Raw genomic sequence first — 16197 nt, 5'->3', positions numbered from 1 at the left:
ACATTTTAGAGAACCTGAAGACTCATGCTGCTAATAGCTTTTATTTGAAAAGTGATGTCTCTCAAAGAGTTGCTCAATCCTGACTTCGTCTTCTTTAAGAACCGATACATCGTGTCCGTACAATCCGATTGTGGGCTCAGTATTTTTTCGGAGAATAGGTTCTATGACCCAATTAATTAGATTGCTCTATCGTTTTGAGCAGTTCAAAGGCAGTCTGGAGCGTGTCTATTTCTTCAACGGGCTTATCTTTACGCCAGCGCAGAATTCGCGGAAATCTAACCGAAATACCCGATTTATGACGCTTTGACTCGGTGATTCCTTCAAATCCAATCTCGAAGACCTGGATCGGCTCAACCGAGCGAACCGGACCAAACTTTTCAATGGTATGTCTGCGAATCCATTTGTCTAGCTCATTAATCTCGTCATTGTCTAACCCTGAGTAAGCTTTGGCAAAGGAAACGAGTTCTCCGTTGTGCCAGAGGGCAAAGGTGTAGTCCGTAAACAGGTTTGCTCGTTTGCCCGTGCCTGCCTGAGCATAAATCAGGACTGCATCTAACGACATTGGATTGACTTTGTATTTCCACCAGTAGCCGCGCTTGCGCCCAACTAGGTAGGGACTGTCTTTGGCTTTGATCACTAGCCCTTCTGCCCCTTGCTGGCGCGATCGCTCCCTTAACTCCTGCAAATCCGCAAAAGACGAAAAGCTTAGTGAAGTGGAAACGGTTGTCAGACTAGTAGAAAGGGAAGTTAACAGCTCAGCCAGAAGGTTTCGCCGTTCGAGCAAAGGTTTTTCTCGAATATCCTGACTGTTATGTTCCAGCAAATCATAAGCAATAAAGTGAACTGGGTTTTCTGCCAGCAGCTTTTTGGTGACTGATTTTCGTCCCAGTCGCTTTTGCAGAGCATTGAAATTCATGGGACGGTCGCCCTCCCAGCACAAAATTTCCCCATCCACTACATGCCCATTGGGAAGTAGCTGAAACCCCTCCACCAATTCTGGAAACTGCTGAGTAATTAGATCTTCTCCGCGTGACCAGATAAATACCTCATCCGCTCGTTTAATAATCTGGGCGCGAATGCCATCCCACTTCCACTCGGCTTGCCATCTAGCGGGTTCTTCTTCCTGAAAACGATCTTCATCCAATGGAGAAGCTAGGAAGAAAGGGTAAGGCTGACTGGGGGCAAGTTCCTCATTGTCTGTTTGAATCAGTTGACGATAGAAGTTTATCGACGGCTCAAAGTCACCCATCAGCCGATGGGCCAAAACCGATTCGGGTAAGTTGTACTCTGCTGATAATGCCTTCACTAATAGCTTCTCGGACACGCCAACCCGAAATGCACCCGTCAAAACTTTGTTTAAGACAAAAATTTCTGTGTCTTCCAGGGAAGCCCACCAGGACACCACTAAATCCCGCAATTCCCCCTCAGATTGAACCGTTTTAACCTGGGGAATTACCTTTTCCATCCACTCGTGTAAGGGGCGATCCACTTTCTCCTGAGACTCCAGGGGGCTGTGGCGCAGCAATAGGGCGATCGTTTCGGCTGAATCTCCTACATGGGCGTAGCAATCTTCAAACAACCACTCTGGAATATCAGATATTTGCAGAAAGACATCCCTCAACACTCGGGAGGTAATCAGCCGCTTGCGAGTTTTGCCCAAAAACAGATAGATTGCCCAAACCGCATTCTCAGGAATTTCATCATAGAAATATTGCCGCAACGCTCTTACTTTTTCATTCGTCGAGGTGGTTGCGTCAACCTGCTGAAACAGTTGAGAAAACCGTTTCATTAGATATCTCCTTCCCCTTCAAACAAAGTCTTTAAGGGCTGAGCATTTAAGTCATAGGTTTCATGTAAGTAACGGGAAAGAACTTCGGACTGCCCATGAGTCACGTACACCGTTTTAGCACCCGTTTGCAAAATCGTATTAACTAAACCGGACCAGTCCGCGTGGTCAGACAGCACAAATCCCCGTTCGTAACCCCGTCTGCGTCGGGCACCTCGAACCGCCATCCAGCCTGATGCAAAAGCGGTTTGGGGCTGCACAAAGCGTTTCATCCAGCTGGAACGGTGCGCGGAAGGAGGAGCCAACACCAGATCGCCAGTGTATTTGTGGCTGCGAGGCATCTCAGTAGTGGAAATAGTTTCTAGCATTTTCACGCCGACCTGTCTGTAGATTTCGGTCAAGACGTGAACTGCACCATGCACATATACGGGGCGATCGCTGAATTTGCACAACTCACCCAATATCCGTTGCGCTTTCCCAAAAGAGTAGCAGAACAGTAGAGAAGGTCGTTCTAAATCACTCTGCCACCACTGGTAAATCTGGCGGCAGGTTTCCTCTCCCGTATCCCACTCATAAATGGGTAAACCAAAGGTTGCTTCGGTGATAAACACATCACAGGGAATAACTTCAAACGGGGCACAAGTCGGGTCTGCACATCGCTTGTAGTCTCCTGACACCACCCAAACCTGATCGCCACATTCCACTCTAATTTGAGCTGAGCCAAGCACATGACCGGCAGAGTGAAAGGAAACCCAGGTATTCCCTAACTTTAGTTTTTCACCATATTCAACTCCCTGAAGATTGATCTCATCGCCCAGACGTTTCCTCAAAATCCCTTCGGAGATGTGAGTAGCAATGTATTGATTTGCGCCAGAGCGGGCGTGGTCAGAGTGAGCGTGCGTAATCAGGGCACAATCTACCGATCGCCAGGGGTCAATATAAAACCCTCCCTGCTCACAGTACAACCCTTCCTGACGCACAGTAATCAGTGACATGGAGCCAATGACTCTTTACTAAGACGAACAGTTTTAGCTTAGCGTTTACCTCCTAGACATGAGCCAAAACTTCTCCTTTACATTCAGCTCTTAAATATGCATGATGCATACATACTTAAGAGATTCCACCTATGGATCAAGAGCGAACCCTGAACCTTTTGGGTGCTATGGCGTTGAGCATTGTTGATGGCTTGAGTGCTGCAGTTGAGGAAAATGCCGGACATGGCGGCGAAACGCCTGCTGCACTGGTCACTTTAGGTGTAGAACCTGGACTTTCAATCAATGCGCTGCGGCAAATTCTAGACCTTTCTCATCCTGGAACGGTTCGTTTGATCGATCGACTAGAGACGCAGGGGCTAGTTGAGCGCAGGGCTGGTGCAGATGGTCGAACGCTTGCCTTATTTCTCACAGATACAGGACATGAAAGGCGCAAAACAATTCTGGCTGAGCGGCGAAAACCGTTGCAAGCTGCGGTTAATTCGCTTACGGCTGATGAATCCGCACAGTTAACTCAGCTTTTGGAAAAGATGCTCTCCGCAATGACGACGAGCGAGTTGCGCGCCTTTGCGATTTGTCGTCTGTGTGAGGAAGAAGTGTGTCCGGGCGATCGCTGCCCCGTTGAACAGAAATATTGTCAGATGGTAAATCCATGAACCCAATCGTTATTGCTCTGAGCTACGCCTTTTGCTGGGGAGTAGGGCTAACGCTCACTAAAATTGCTCTCTCAGAAATTAGGCCCACCACGCTGCTGATTATTCAACTGCTGTCCAGTGTCAGCTTTCTGGCGATCGCCTGCTATTGCCAAAATCGCCAACTGCCGTTTTCCTGGAGCAACCTTAAACAAGGTTTTGCAGGAATTTTTGAACCGGCTCTTGCTTACATGGTCGGAACCTTTGGCGTAGAAATGACCACTGCCAGCAAAGCAACATTAATTGGCTCTTCTGAAGTGATTCTGACAGTTTTGTTTGCCGCAGTCTTCCTAGGTGAGAAACTCACTCGGATAAAATTTTTGCTAGCTGGGATTAGCTTTGTAGGCGTATGCCTGCTGCTGTTGAGGGATGAAGGCACAAACTATGCCTCATTTAGCGGCGATTTGCTCGTGCTGCTTGGCACTCTCTTTGCGGTATTTTATGTGATTTTGAGCAAGCAACAGATTGCTAACTCAGATCCATTACAGCTTACTGCTTCCCAGCAGTTTGTCGGTTTAATGGTAACGGTGCTATGTTTTAGTGCTTTGTCAGTTCTAAATTCAAACTATGAAGTGAATGCCGCCCATATTTCACTTCCCTTTTGGCTGCTTGCAGTCGGGTCAGGCGTTATGCAGTATGCTTTGGCGTTCTTGCTCTATTTAACTGCCTTGCAAAATCTGCCAGTCAGCCACGCTGCTTTTTACGTCGCGCTCATTCCGGTCTTTGGTGTAACCAGTGCGATTTTGATCCTCGGTGAACGACCCAGTTTAATTCAGTGGGTAGGAGCCGGATTGATTATTGCATCGTCCTATTTTGCCAACAAGCTTCAGACAGTGTAATCGACATGAGCAATGCCAATCGAGTTTAAGCCCAGAAGTATTAAGTGGATTGGGCGATCGCAGCTAGCGCCTTACCCGGCACATCCAGCATATTTTTCAGAGTGGTAATAAATTCCTGTTCTAGATAGGGCTTTGTGAAATAGGCGCTAGCTCCCAGTTGGTTGGCAAGCCAGCGATGTTTTTCATTGCTCCGAGAGGTAAGCATGACGATGGGAATAGCCACCAACTTTGCGTCTTTGCGGCGCTGACTCAGGAACTCAAAGCCATTCATGTTGGGCATCTCAATATCACACACAATGATTTGCACCGTGGCATGTTGCAACTGGGCGATCGCCTCTCGTCCATCTCTTGCCTGCGTTACCCGAAAGCCTGCCCTTTCTAAAGAGATTGCCGCTGTTCGCCGCAGCGTTACAGAGTCGTCAATGATCAAAACCGTTGGGCTTTGAGCCGCTTTAATCACGGGCGGTTTTTTGGCAGGAAATAATGCCTGCGGCTGTACAGCAGGCATTGGCTCATATTCTTCTGTGATCAGCGTTGCGGTTGTGGGTTGATTGAAGCTCAGCGCCAGGAGCGCCGCCCCGTCGATCACAGGAATCAGGCTACCGTCCCCTAAAATGGTGCAACCGTAAGCATAGCTGGGAGGGGCGATCGCCAACCCAAAGGGTTTAATCACGAGTTCTTGCTCTGTCACCAGGCGATCGACTTCCAATGCAAAGATTTGCTGCTCTTGGCGCAACACCAGCATCGGCAGCGACCAATCTTTGGGCAATGAAATAGTGGACAAAGCCTTGCTGGGCGGATTTTCGGGCAACGGGCAACTGTAGCTGAGTAAGTCTGCTAAACGGTAAGTGGGAATAATTTGTTCTCGCCAATTCAGGTAGCGCTGAGTGCCTGACCGTCGCACTTGTCCCGGTTGCGGATTCAGAATTTCTTCGATGCTGTCAGCGGGTAACGCCACTGCAGTGGAGCCGATCAGACAAATCACCAGTTTGGCAATAGTTAAGGTAAGGGGTAGATATAGAGTGAAAATGGTGCCTCGTCCAGGCGTAGAGGTAACAGTGACAGTTCCTTTGATCAATCGCAGTTGCGATCGCACCACATCTAACCCTATGCCTCGCCCCGATAGCTCTGTCACCTGGCGGGCAGTGGAAAATCCTGGTTCAAAGATGAGTTCGTACAGTTGAGCAGGGTCTAGGGTTGCAGCCTGTTCTGCGTCTATCCAACCCAGGGCGATCGCTCGACTCCGAATCCGATTTAAATCTAGCCCCTGACCATCGTCCCTGACCTGAATAATTGTTTGATTGCCTTTGTGATAAGCCCGTATCTCAATTTGTCCTTGCTCTGGTTTGCCTCGCTGCTGTCTTACGTTGACAGGCTCAATTCCGTGGTCAAATGCATTTCGGAGTAAATGCAGCAACGGATCAAACAGTCTCTCTAGAATCGCTTTATCCACTAGCACTCCTGCTCCCGACAGCTTCAGTGCGACGGGTTTGTGATAGGTTGTGGACAAGTCACGAATCATCCGAGGAAAGCGATTGATCACCTCGCCCAGCGGAAACATCCTGGCCCAGATCAACTCATCTCGAAGCTGAGTCAACATGCTTCGCTGTTGATCCAAAATTTGGTTAGAGTGTCCAGCAAATAAAGAAACGTCGTCTACGGTTTCTTCAAGCTGTGCGATATCTTCTAAAATTTCCTGGATTTGAGTATGTAAAGCCCCATAGCTATCCATCTCTAGCGGGTCAAACTCTGCCAGGGCAGAAGTGACAGACGTAGCCGGAACAGGGTTAAACGCACGAGTTGGAAACTTTTCTGTTGGTTCTGTATTGGTTTGGCTGGCTGACAACGATTCCCAGCGAGAGCTGCGGCGCTCTGGCTCCACCAACATTTGGTCAGACAATTCTCGCAGATGACTCACGGTGTCTCGAAATCGAGCAAAGCGGCTTAGCAATTCCTTGAGAGAGGTCTGAAGCTGCTCATTTTGTAGGGAAAGACCATCTCGGTTGATTGCCAGTTCACCGACCAAGTTGTTCATTCGTTCAAGTCGTTCTGAGCCAACTCGAACGGTGAGATTTGGCGTGATCACTGCTTCCCCTTGCTGAATAGGGGGGTGGGGTCTTTTGCTGAGGTTGGTGGCGATCGCCGTTCGCCGATCAGCAGATTTATTGGGAGCGATCGCGCTACTTTGATGGGGCTGAATTTGACTCGGTTGAATTGCTCCAGGGAGATCTACTGGTGAAGGAACTTGCAGTGCATTCGTTGAGGAATTAGAAGTTGGATCTGGCAAAGATTGCTCAGAGGACTGCATCTGGGGAAAGCGATCGAAGATCTGTTCAATCGATTGAATAGCAGACTCTATATTTTCAGGTACATTATCAGAGATATCACTCCGGAGTAGATCAACATTCTGTAGCTCTGGCAGGATAGAAGTATTGACAAAACTCTCGGTTGAAGCCTCTTCAGATGCGGTTTCCGTCGGCGTGAGTACGTCAGAAGAAGCCAGCGTTTTTGCTGACTCTGATAAATAAGCAACCCACTCAACATTCAACGGTTCCTCAAGGTTCATGGGGTTGGGGATACTGCGGGTTACCAGTTCCGCTTCACCCATTAACAGATCGACTTCGCAAATTGTTTCGTAGACTGCTATTGGATCTATCTCTAAATCAAGCTGATCATCGGTTTGAGTAATATCTAAGCGATCGCCAATAGCCTCCTGATTTGTATCTTGTGACTGAATAGGCAGATCAAACGGGCTAACTCCATCGCCAAAAATATCTTGGAGTAAGGGGATTGCCGCATCAATGGTGAGAGATTCAGTGGTGGAGACGGATGACGCAACTGGCGCAGCAGGCACCGTCAGCGCTATCAAAGCTTCAGAGGGAGCGCCTTGACCCAACTCCAACTGATTTACTCCGCCAGCCAACACGGCTTGTCTACTGCGTTCAAAGTCAGCCATTGCTAGTTTGGTGATTTCTAGCACTCGGTCAGGGTTAGCATTTAAAGCTGTTTTTACTGTTTCAGCGATCGCCTCAAATTCCGACAGATTCATCAACTCAGCGAAACCCGCAAAAACTTCTACCTGAGCGCGCAATTCACCTGCGACTTCATAGTTTTGGGGATTGGCGACAACTGCGGCAAGCCGCTCTAATCCTTGCGCCACATCGATTTCCAAAATTGAGGAAATCATATCAACCCCCAAATCAGAAGAACTAGGAATGTAGTTTTCCGTTTGGGTGAGGGCATCGCCAAAGCGTTCCTCAATTTGACTGAAAACGGGTTCGGCGATCGCCAGGGCTTGCTCAGCATCAAAGGAACCCATCGTAATCCGCAACATCAGGGGCAATCGTAGGCAATCGTAAGCCTGGAGCAACTGGTCTTCTAGCTCAGCATCAACGATTAGGCTGTCGCTGTAGAATGCTTTAAAGATGTTTTCTAGACGGTGAGCCAGGGTGGCGATCGCTTCCAAGCCCACGCTAGCAGCACCTCCCTTGATCGAGTGGGCGGCCCGCATTAAATTATGAACTATGGTTGTATTGCGCTCCTGCTGCAACGTCAGCAACCCAGATTCAATCACCTGCAACAGCTCAGGAGCCTCTTGAATAAAAAATTGATAGGCTTGGTCGCGAATATCAGGGTTGATTGCCATGATGCAGGGTGAGAATTGGGGATTGGAAAGTAGGTTGGGTGAAGCAAAGCGAAACCCAACAGAATGAGGATTAGCTAACTCTGAACTGACTCACTTCAATCTGGAGATCCTGAGCCACCTGCCGCAGTTGCTCAAACGAAGCAGCCACCTGAGCCGCTTCCTCTGAAGTACGGTTGGCAATCAGCACCACCCCTTGCATTGTTTGCGTCACCGTTTTAGATGCTTCCGTTTGCATCGTTGCCGCTTGTGCAATTGCTTTCACCTGGCGACTAATTTGAGCCGTGGCAGCCGTAATCTTGTTCAAGCTCTGTCGCGTTTCATCCACTAGTCGGGTTCCACTGACAACCTGCTCGGTGCCCGACTCCATCGTCGCGACCACTTCATTCGTCTCTGCTTGAATGCTCGCGACCAGCTTCCTGATTTCTTCGGTTGCTTCTGCTGATTGTCTGGCGAGCACTCGCACTTCTGCGGCAACGACGGCAAAGCCGCGTCCTTCTTCTCCGGCACGAGAGGCTTCAATTGAAGCATTGAGCGCGAGCATGTTTGTCTGAGCGGCAAAGCTGCTAATCAACTCCACCACTGCTGAGATACGTTGCGACGACTCCCCCAGGTGCTTTACCTTCTTGGCAGTTTCAGCAACGGTGGCTCGAATCGCTTGAATTCCAGCGACGGTGCGGTTCATTGCTGCATCGCCTTCATCCACCGTTTGAGCAGCTTGTTGGGCTGCGGCTTCTGCTTGTTCGGCACTGATGGCGACGGCTTGCACCACTTCGGACATTTCTTCAATCCGACTCAGAGCCGTGGTAATTTCAGCGGATTGCCGCAATGCTTCCTCCGAGAGATTTTGCACCGAGGCTTCGTTGTCGCGTGTTGCCTGGTCTACTTGAGTGGCAGCGGCTTGCACCTGTGCCACAATCTTCTGCAAGCTTTCTACCGTCGCGTTGTAAGAGTCAGCAACAGTACCAATCTCGTCAGCGGTGACGCGAGCACGAACGGTCAGGTCACCGTGTCGAATCGGGTCTACTTCTTGCAACAGTTGCAAGGCGCGTTGCTGTAGCTCTTCTTTGGTTTGTTCGGAGAGTTCTTTGGCTTGGTCAGCAGTTTCTTTGGCTTGCTGCAGTTCGACGGTGCGTTGGACAACCCGTGCTTCCAGGGCTTGGTTGGTTTCTTCTAGGGCTTGATTAGTTTCTTCTAGCGTGCTGAAGGAGTTTCGCAGTTGCGCTGTCATTTGGTTGAAGGAGTGAGCTAACTTGCTCAGTTCATCCACGCCTTTTACCTGCACAACCTGGTCTAGATCTCCTTGCGAGATCGCCCTTGATGCCTGGTTTAGTTCCTCAATCGGTCCCGTAATCCACCGCGAGGTAGCAAGACTAACGGCGATCGCCACCCCCAGCGCAGCCAGAGAAAGCAGTACCGTAGTACGGGTATTGGCATCAATTTGAGCGGTAAAGTCGGACTGGGGCAGAACAACTACAATCAGCCAGTCCAGTCCGCGTTCATCTTTAAAGGGCGTGACCTGGAGGAAGTGGCGATCGCCATTCACCTCAAAGCTACTTTGCGTCTCTGCCTCAACCTTAGCTAGCTCACCAAATGTCTCATTTAAATAAGTCGCACTAGCGCGAATCAGTGGCACCTCACTCTCCACCGCTGGAAGCCGCAGAACTTCCTCACCCTCATTGCTCACCCGAAATGGCTCTTCCTCGGTTGAAGAAGCCACAATGTCTCCAGAGCGCTCCACAATAAACGCCAGCCCAGACTTACCCACTTCAATTTCCTGCAAAAACTGATTCAGCGAAGAAAGCGTCAGGTCATTTCCCAGCACGCCCACCAGTTGACCGTTCGCCCCGTAGTAGGGCTGTACCGCAGTAATCACCAGCTTGGGCGACGCAAAATAAGAATAAATTTCACTCCAGGTTGGCTCACCTGCCTCCACCGAAGCGGTATACCAGGGGCGCACCCGTGGGTCGTGACTGCCGCTTTCATTTAACAAATTTGCCGAATTGCCCTGAGCATCCGTCGCATAAGTGCGGTAGTTAAACCCAGTAGATTCGTTGCTCAAATCTAGCCGCAAACTTCCATCTGCCAATCGCTCAAGACCGACAAATTCCCGTTGTTCTGAGCCGAACTGAATATAGCCAATCGAGTCAAACAGTTGAATCTGCTTCGAAAAATGCCGCCCCACAGCTGCCGGATCTTGTACATTCAACCAACCTGCTCGAATCGCGTCCGCATTCACCTGGTTAATCAAATGCGGCGTTTCCACATAATCCAAGAGGTTCTGCTCAATCCGGCTGCTGACCTCATTCTCAAGCTGTCCAGCCAGGTCATTCACTGCTTGCTGTCCATTTCGATAGGAGAGATAGCCCACTAACCCCACCGCACCGAAGATTTGCAGCACAACAGGCACAACCAGGAGCAGACGCAGCGAAATCCGACGCTTCCTTTCCAGTGGTGAGGGTTGGGACGGAACCTGATCGCCTTTAAAGTCAGGAGTTGCCCCCTGCTCAACCTGAGTTTCCTCAAGCACCGGAGTATGGACTTGGGTAGCATTCTGCCAACTGGGCTGAGAAGGAGTCGGAGTCATGGTATCAACCTTGTCATCAAGAGAGCTTGGGAATTAGGAACTGAGTCCTGTTGCTAAGACTGAGGCATCGCCCGAATGATGGCTTCCCCATCCAAAACCGCCAACATATCGCCACCTGACTTCCACCAGTAGCCTCGCAAAAAAGGCGCTAGCTGCGGCGAGACGGCTGTGCGAGGTAGGGGCTGAATCATTTCTGGGTCGCACCACTCAATGTCTTCGACTCGATTAACGACTAGACCTAGCATTTGGTTTCGAGCAGAGCCTGCTTTGTGGTTACGAACCTGAAGGATTACAGTAGGAAAGGCTGAAACATTAGTTGCTTGTTGGTACCAGGGCATAAAGCCACACAGGTGCCCCAAGTCCACCGTCCATAAGATCTCACCTCGCCAGTTGTAAACTCCCATCACCCAGTCCGGCATATGCGGAATGGGGGTAACTCGTTCTGTTGGCAAGGTCAGCACTTCCGATAATTGCTGAATCGGCAAAAGAACGGTGGCATTCGGGAAAAGATATAGCCGCAAGAACTGCTCACTTGCGCTGGGAGGAGCAGAAACAATATCTTGCGCTGGCGCAGATGATGCAAGCTGCAAATGAGCAGACGGTAACCCAGAATCTGAAACTGACAGAGAGTTAGACATTAATTTGTCCAGGGTTTGTCCAGAATTCGTTCAAAGTGGAAACTGCTGTAAGTTGCGATTAGGGTTTGATCAGTTGCTTGACTGTGCGTAAAAACTCTTCTTGATCAATAGGTTTGGATAGGTAGGCGGCGGCTCCCTGCTTCATGCCCCAAAACTTATCCATCGCACTGCCTTTGGTCGAGCAAATAATCACAGGAATATCGCTGGTGTCGGCTCTTTCTTTTAATTCTCGACAGACCTCAAAGCCGCTGCGTCCTGGCAGCACAACATCTAAAACCACAACATCAGGTTTTTGTTTGGTAATTGTTGCTAAGGCTTCTTCTCCACTTTGAGCAACTAAGACATTTACCCCACCTTGCTGCAAACAGTGAATCAAAATCTGCATATCTGTTAGCGAGTCATCCACAACTAGCGCCGTACCCATCACATTCACCTCAAAAAATAAGTCACAGAACTGTTAGTGTCAGTGGTCTAGTGTCAGTGGTCGGTAGCCACAGAAAAGCGGGCTGTATTGGGGTCACCAGATGCAGATCCACTGACTGGATTTTCCCTGGATGCGTCCCGGTCGGTGGGTGCATGGTTACTGGCTATACCCTGATTTAAGTGCTTACGAACTGCACCCAGCACTGCTTCAGCTTCTAGGGGTTTAGTGAGGAAGTCAGTCGCTCCAGCGGAGCTAGAGCGGAGACGGCTCACAAATCCGTCATTCCCAGTCAAGATCACAATCGGGGTGTCTCGAAAACAGGAAATTTTGCGCAACTTTTCGCAGATTTCGTAGCCATTCGCCGTTGGCATGACCAGATCTAGAAAAATCAGGTCAGGCTTGCGAGAGAGCAAAATGCTAATGGCTCTCAAGGGATCGTTAACTCCCACAAATTGATAACCAGCAGATGCAATAATTTTTTCCATCATGTTGCAAACCCAGAAGCTGTCGTCAATGCAGGCGATTAGTGGATTTGCTACTGGTTCTTCTACAGGTTTTTTAGGAATTGCTGGAGCTAGTGCTTTGGGAGGCTGTTTCTGCAAAACAGGGGTAGGCAGGTCAGCGATGCTGATGAACCCAACCCAACCCATTCGGACGAAGGGCAGCAGCGAGGTTGCGATCGCCGCCACATCTCGCTGCATCTTGACTGACAGGTCGCGCAGGGTTTGCTGTCCGTCCAGGAGTTCGACTAAATTTTCGTAAAAGCGGGCTGAACTGAGTTTCCGCAACTGTTCCTGTTGTTTGATCACGGGTGCTTTGTTGGGCGAATAGTCGCCGAGCTTCGCGTCTTGCCAGGTGCGCTGGAGCCTTTCAACCTGGGCGATCGCCCCTCCCACATCAACCAAACCCAGGTGTGCAAACGTGGACAAAGAACGGTCTTGATTAACCTGGTCGGTCAAATCTACTGCCTGAGTCACATCAAACAGCACCTCGATCACAATGTCCCGAATCACCCGTGCAGCGTGCTCACGGGTGATTTTTTGTTGAGTCACCCAAAGCTTTAACAGCGCATATTCCCAGCCAATCGTCAGATCAGCACTACTGCGATCGAATTCTGCATCGGGTGCCATATCGCGATCGCCAATCCAGGAACAGTGAATCGCCAAATTTCTGCGCCATCGCCTGACCGGATGAGTGCCGCCCATGGCATACACAATAGAGCCTTGAGACAGATAAAAAGTCCACTGCTGACCTGCTGGCACTACATGTACCAGTTGACCGCTGAAGTGAAGCTGCTGCAAATTCTTGAGAAACCAAATCGTATGTCTCAAAGCACTAAACCTCCGCTTAGACGGGAGGGAAGATTTGTTTATTTCAGAAAAGCCACGGCTGACAAAAAAGCTTGACCTGCTAAGTGCAGACAAGAATCTGAAATCACATCCAAAAAGCGGCGATCAATCCTTTAACCCGGTAAATTGCTAGCCCTGTTTGTGGAGGTAGATGAATTGTGATTTCTGCTACAGAAAATTGCTAATTTTGCAACTGGTAGTGCAACGGTTACAGTCTGACTTCGTTTGAAGATGATAGCTTGGAAACAAACGATTTGGTAGAACTTCGTGAAAGACAAGTTGAAACCTAAATACCTCTTGCCTGTGTTGCTTGTGTTACACCCAAATGTGTTCATCGTATGTGCATTATATAATCTTATACCTAATTAGGGTTTTGCAAGGTGTAAAAGCAGAGTTAATAGAATCTTCAAAAATGTTATTGCATCGATTCATAGTATGAGCTGGTGCATTAATTCACTAAATTCTTGTGCGTTAAATGTGCGTATAAATCCAACTCAAATTATTTTGATAATCTACTCCGAAACTGATAGTTTTAATAATCCCAAAGCGTTTACGAGCCTAATCCTTTAGGGGATGACTTCTCACAATTCTATCGCCTTGCAACTCAACTTATATCTACTTATCTGGACTTTTTTGGACTAGAAAACTGATGCGCCAGAACGTTAATTGTGTTTCTATACACTGGATAGATTTCTTGCTTTAGACGGACATTTTAGATGTCAAACGAGTTGAAACCAAGCAAAAAATAAACAAAGAAACAGCTTAAATTAAAGAGAATCTAAATAGCAGCAGACGTTTAGAGAAACCCTGAAATTGCTATTTAATGCACTCGTGGCTCAAGTGCAGATTTTATAGGGGTGTTGCACGGTGCAATCTCCATTCTCGTTAAAATGAGCAGCAAGAAGCAAGTCGCCGACTATACCGTCATGACTGAAGTGCCAACAAACTCGACCCATCCCAAAACACGGTCAGAATGGCGTGCTTGGTTAGAACAACATCACACACGCGACAAAGGGGTTTGGCTCATCAGCTACAAAAAAGCAACGGGAAAGCCGCGATTTGACTATGAAGAAGCGGTAGAGGAGGCGCTGTGTTTTGGCTGGATTGACAGCAAAGGCAACAAGCTGGATGAGGAGCGATCGCTTCTCTGGTTTGCCCCCCGAAAACCTGGTACTGGCTGGTCAAAACTAAACAAAGAACGAGTCGAGCGATTAATTGCACAGAATATGATGATGCCTGCGGGACTGGCAAAAGTTGAAGCTGCTAAGCAAGATGGTTCCTGGAATGCCCTGGATGCGATCGAGGCGCTAGAAATTCCGCCTGATTTAGAAACAGCCTTGGCTAGCTACGCCGAGGCAAAACAGAATTTTGAAGCATTCCCACGCTCGGTTAAACGGGGCATTTTAGAATGGGTTGCTGCGGCTAAGAGACCCGAAACGCGGACTAAACGCATAAACGAGACAGCTCAATTAGCAGCTCAAAATCTGCGAGCGAATCAATGGCAAAGGTAATTAAGAAGAATTCAGCAAAGGAAATGAGGTGAGTTTATGCTCCAAGCATTACAGCAGCCAATCACATTTGATGAATTTTTCGAGTGGCTACCCGAAACTTCTGAATGCCGCTATGAGTTACGCCGTGGGGCTATTGTAGAGATGCCAAAACCAACAGGCAAGCATTCAAATGTATCTGGCAATTTAGCTTATGAGTTGGGCGCTGCGATTCGTCAGGCAAACTTACCCTACTTCATTCCCAGAGAATGCATTGTCCGTTCGGTAGATGGTAATTCTGGATATGAACCCGATGTCATTGTTTTGGATGAATCTGCACTAATAGATGAACCTCAGTGGGAAAGCGGTTCTATCATCACGTTGGGCAAATCGGTCAAAATTATTGTGGAAGTCGTTTCAACTAATTGGCGAGATGATTACTTCATGAAGCTTGGGGAATATGAAGCATTAGGCATCCAGGAATATTGGATTGTAGATCACGTCGCATTGGGTGGACGACGTTTTATTGGCAATCCCAAACAGCCAACAATCACAGTTTGCCAATGGGTAGATGGAGAATACGAGTTGCAACAATTTCGAGCAGGCGATCGCCTAAACTCACCCACCTTTCCCAGTTTAAAACTAACTGTCGATCAGATTTTTGCGACAGGATAACAAATTCCCCGGTGCCCTAAAGGATGTAGGTTGGGTGGAACAACGTGAAACCCAACACTTGCGTAGATTCTGTTGGGTTCCGCTTTGCTTCACCCAACCTACTGTATATCAATAGTTTTTAGAGTTTTGTTAGGCAACTAGGTCACTTCTTTGAATAGAGCGCGATCGCCCCCTCTCCTCAAGAGCGATCGCCCCTTCCCTTTTATCCTTATCCTTCTCGTCTGCGATCGCGAGTCAAGATACTCATCACTTCACCAGAACTGGGCGCAGGTAAAAGCGGACTCCAGGCACTTACTTCGGCGAAACCGCGTCGATATAGGTCGTGAATCGTTTTAATTACACCATCGCGAGAGCCGATCACTAAAATTCGTAATCGTTCACGATCGGGACTTTGGAGAGCGGCAACTTCTCTCTCAACGGGTGATGCGCTGGGAGATTCTAAAAAACAGTGAGACATGATTTGTGACTCCTTAGGGTTTTTGAGGAAACCCCAAAAACCTAGCCACCCCGCACTTTTTTGACACGACAAGTCGGGGTGGCTAAGGAGTGTTAAAATTCACCGTTAGCCGCCAGACTGCTTCTACCAGTTTGGGGGTTAGTCGCTCAAAGCTGTTACCAGCAGCGATGAGCGACGCTAGATTTTTGGGTCGTGGCGGCTGTCTTGTGTAAGAAAAACAACCTTAACGTGAGAGCATATCTGGGATGATGTCTCCTCGTCAAGATGTTGGGGCAATAGTTTTGCTGACAGCAGTACGCGATCGCCGACGATCTGATTTGCGCGTTCCGCCTGCCATTTCATACTCATTGCTATTTTTGCCATATCGAGAGGCAACATTCAACAGCATGTGTTCAGAGTAATCGTTTAATGCCCGCTCTGCTTCGAGCAAGTCATTTTGAGTTTTATCCACCAGCGATCGCGCCTGGTTATGGGCAGCTAGCTTTTCTTTCACGTCCTGCAACCTTTCGTTGTAGCCCTCTTTCATCACTCTAGGCGGAGTAAAATAAGAGTGAGTTTCTCCAAAGTTAGATAGGGCAATGGTTACACCCCGCCAAGCCGTTAGTACAGTCACGTTCATCGACAACTA

The 16197-nt window shown here is 48.6% G+C and carries 13 protein-coding genes; 4 read left to right on the top strand and 9 right to left on the bottom strand.

Going from position 1 to position 16197, the window contains the following annotated elements; genetic code table 11:
* Window positions 1–172 precede the first annotated feature (172 nt).
* Window positions 173–1789, bottom strand: coding sequence for an ATP-dependent DNA ligase (locus H6G00_RS10655; RefSeq protein WP_190796708.1), 1617 nt, complete (start codon window positions 1787–1789; stop codon window positions 173–175).
* A complete protein-coding gene (locus H6G00_RS10650; RefSeq protein ID WP_190796707.1) occupies window positions 1789–2781 on the bottom strand; it encodes a ligase-associated DNA damage response exonuclease in 993 nt (330 codons plus the stop codon). The genes H6G00_RS10655 and H6G00_RS10650 overlap by 1 nt, the downstream gene beginning before the upstream one ends.
* Before the next feature lie 131 nt (window positions 2782–2912).
* On the opposite strand from H6G00_RS10650, the gene H6G00_RS10645 reads away from it, so the two are divergent.
* Both H6G00_RS10645 and H6G00_RS10640 read left to right on the top strand, forming a co-directional pair.
* Window positions 2913–3434, top strand: coding sequence for a MarR family transcriptional regulator (locus tag H6G00_RS10645; RefSeq protein WP_190796706.1), 522 nt, complete (start codon window positions 2913–2915; stop codon window positions 3432–3434).
* Window positions 3431–4309, top strand: a complete 879-nt coding sequence (locus H6G00_RS10640; protein ID WP_190642151.1) for a DMT family transporter — start codon at window positions 3431–3433, stop codon at window positions 4307–4309. Before H6G00_RS10645 ends, H6G00_RS10640 begins: the two co-directional genes overlap by 4 nt.
* Before the next feature lie 40 nt (window positions 4310–4349).
* Here the strand turns inward: H6G00_RS10640 and H6G00_RS10635 are convergent, their stop codons facing one another.
* The 5 genes from H6G00_RS10635 to H6G00_RS10615 all read right to left on the bottom strand — a co-directional run bounded on the left by H6G00_RS10635 (window position 4350) and on the right by H6G00_RS10615 (window position 12932).
* Window positions 4350–7955: a hybrid sensor histidine kinase/response regulator gene (locus H6G00_RS10635; RefSeq protein ID WP_190796705.1), complete on the bottom strand. Its 3606-nt coding sequence runs from the start codon at window positions 7953–7955 to the stop codon at window positions 4350–4352.
* A gap of 70 nt (window positions 7956–8025) precedes the next feature.
* Window positions 8026–10539 (bottom strand): methyl-accepting chemotaxis protein, encoded by a 2514-nt coding sequence (locus H6G00_RS34670; protein WP_199318426.1) that lies wholly within the window; start codon window positions 10537–10539, stop codon window positions 8026–8028.
* Between the two features lie 53 nt (window positions 10540–10592).
* The gene (locus H6G00_RS10625) at window positions 10593–11177 is read right to left on the bottom strand and encodes a chemotaxis protein CheW (protein ID WP_190796704.1); all 585 of its coding nucleotides are present in this window, start codon (window positions 11175–11177) and stop codon (window positions 10593–10595) included.
* 58 nt (window positions 11178–11235) lie between these two features.
* Entirely contained in the window at window positions 11236–11601 is a 366-nt protein-coding gene (locus H6G00_RS10620) for a response regulator (protein ID WP_190642155.1), read from the bottom strand.
* Window positions 11602–11654: 53 nt separating this feature from the next.
* On the bottom strand, window positions 11655–12932 hold the full coding sequence (locus tag H6G00_RS10615; RefSeq protein WP_199318425.1) for a response regulator: 1278 nt from the start codon (window positions 12930–12932) through the stop codon (window positions 11655–11657).
* A 908-nt stretch (window positions 12933–13840) separates the two neighbouring features.
* Between H6G00_RS10615 and H6G00_RS10610 the strand changes: the two genes are divergently transcribed.
* Together H6G00_RS10610 and H6G00_RS10605 are read left to right on the top strand one after the other, a co-directional pair.
* Window positions 13841–14461, top strand: coding sequence for a YdeI/OmpD-associated family protein (locus H6G00_RS10610; RefSeq protein ID WP_242042220.1), 621 nt, complete (start codon window positions 13841–13843; stop codon window positions 14459–14461).
* A gap of 36 nt (window positions 14462–14497) precedes the next feature.
* Window positions 14498–15112, top strand: a complete 615-nt coding sequence (locus H6G00_RS10605; RefSeq protein ID WP_190642156.1) for a Uma2 family endonuclease — start codon at window positions 14498–14500, stop codon at window positions 15110–15112.
* 208 nt (window positions 15113–15320) lie between these two features.
* Here the strand turns inward: H6G00_RS10605 and H6G00_RS10600 are convergent, their stop codons facing one another.
* A complete protein-coding gene (locus tag H6G00_RS10600; RefSeq protein ID WP_190796703.1) occupies window positions 15321–15569 on the bottom strand; it encodes a hypothetical protein in 249 nt (82 codons plus the stop codon).
* A gap of 259 nt (window positions 15570–15828) precedes the next feature.
* Window positions 15829–16182, bottom strand: coding sequence for a hypothetical protein (locus H6G00_RS10595; protein WP_190796702.1), 354 nt, complete (start codon window positions 16180–16182; stop codon window positions 15829–15831).
* Window positions 16183–16197: the final 15 nt, after the last annotated feature.

Source organism: Leptolyngbya sp. FACHB-541 (assembly GCF_014695875.1).
Classification (GTDB): Bacteria; Cyanobacteriota; Cyanobacteriia; order Elainellales; family Elainellaceae; genus JAAUTN01.
Note: the sequence above shows the minus strand (reverse complement) of the source record. Positions and strands in the feature narration are given on the sequence as shown.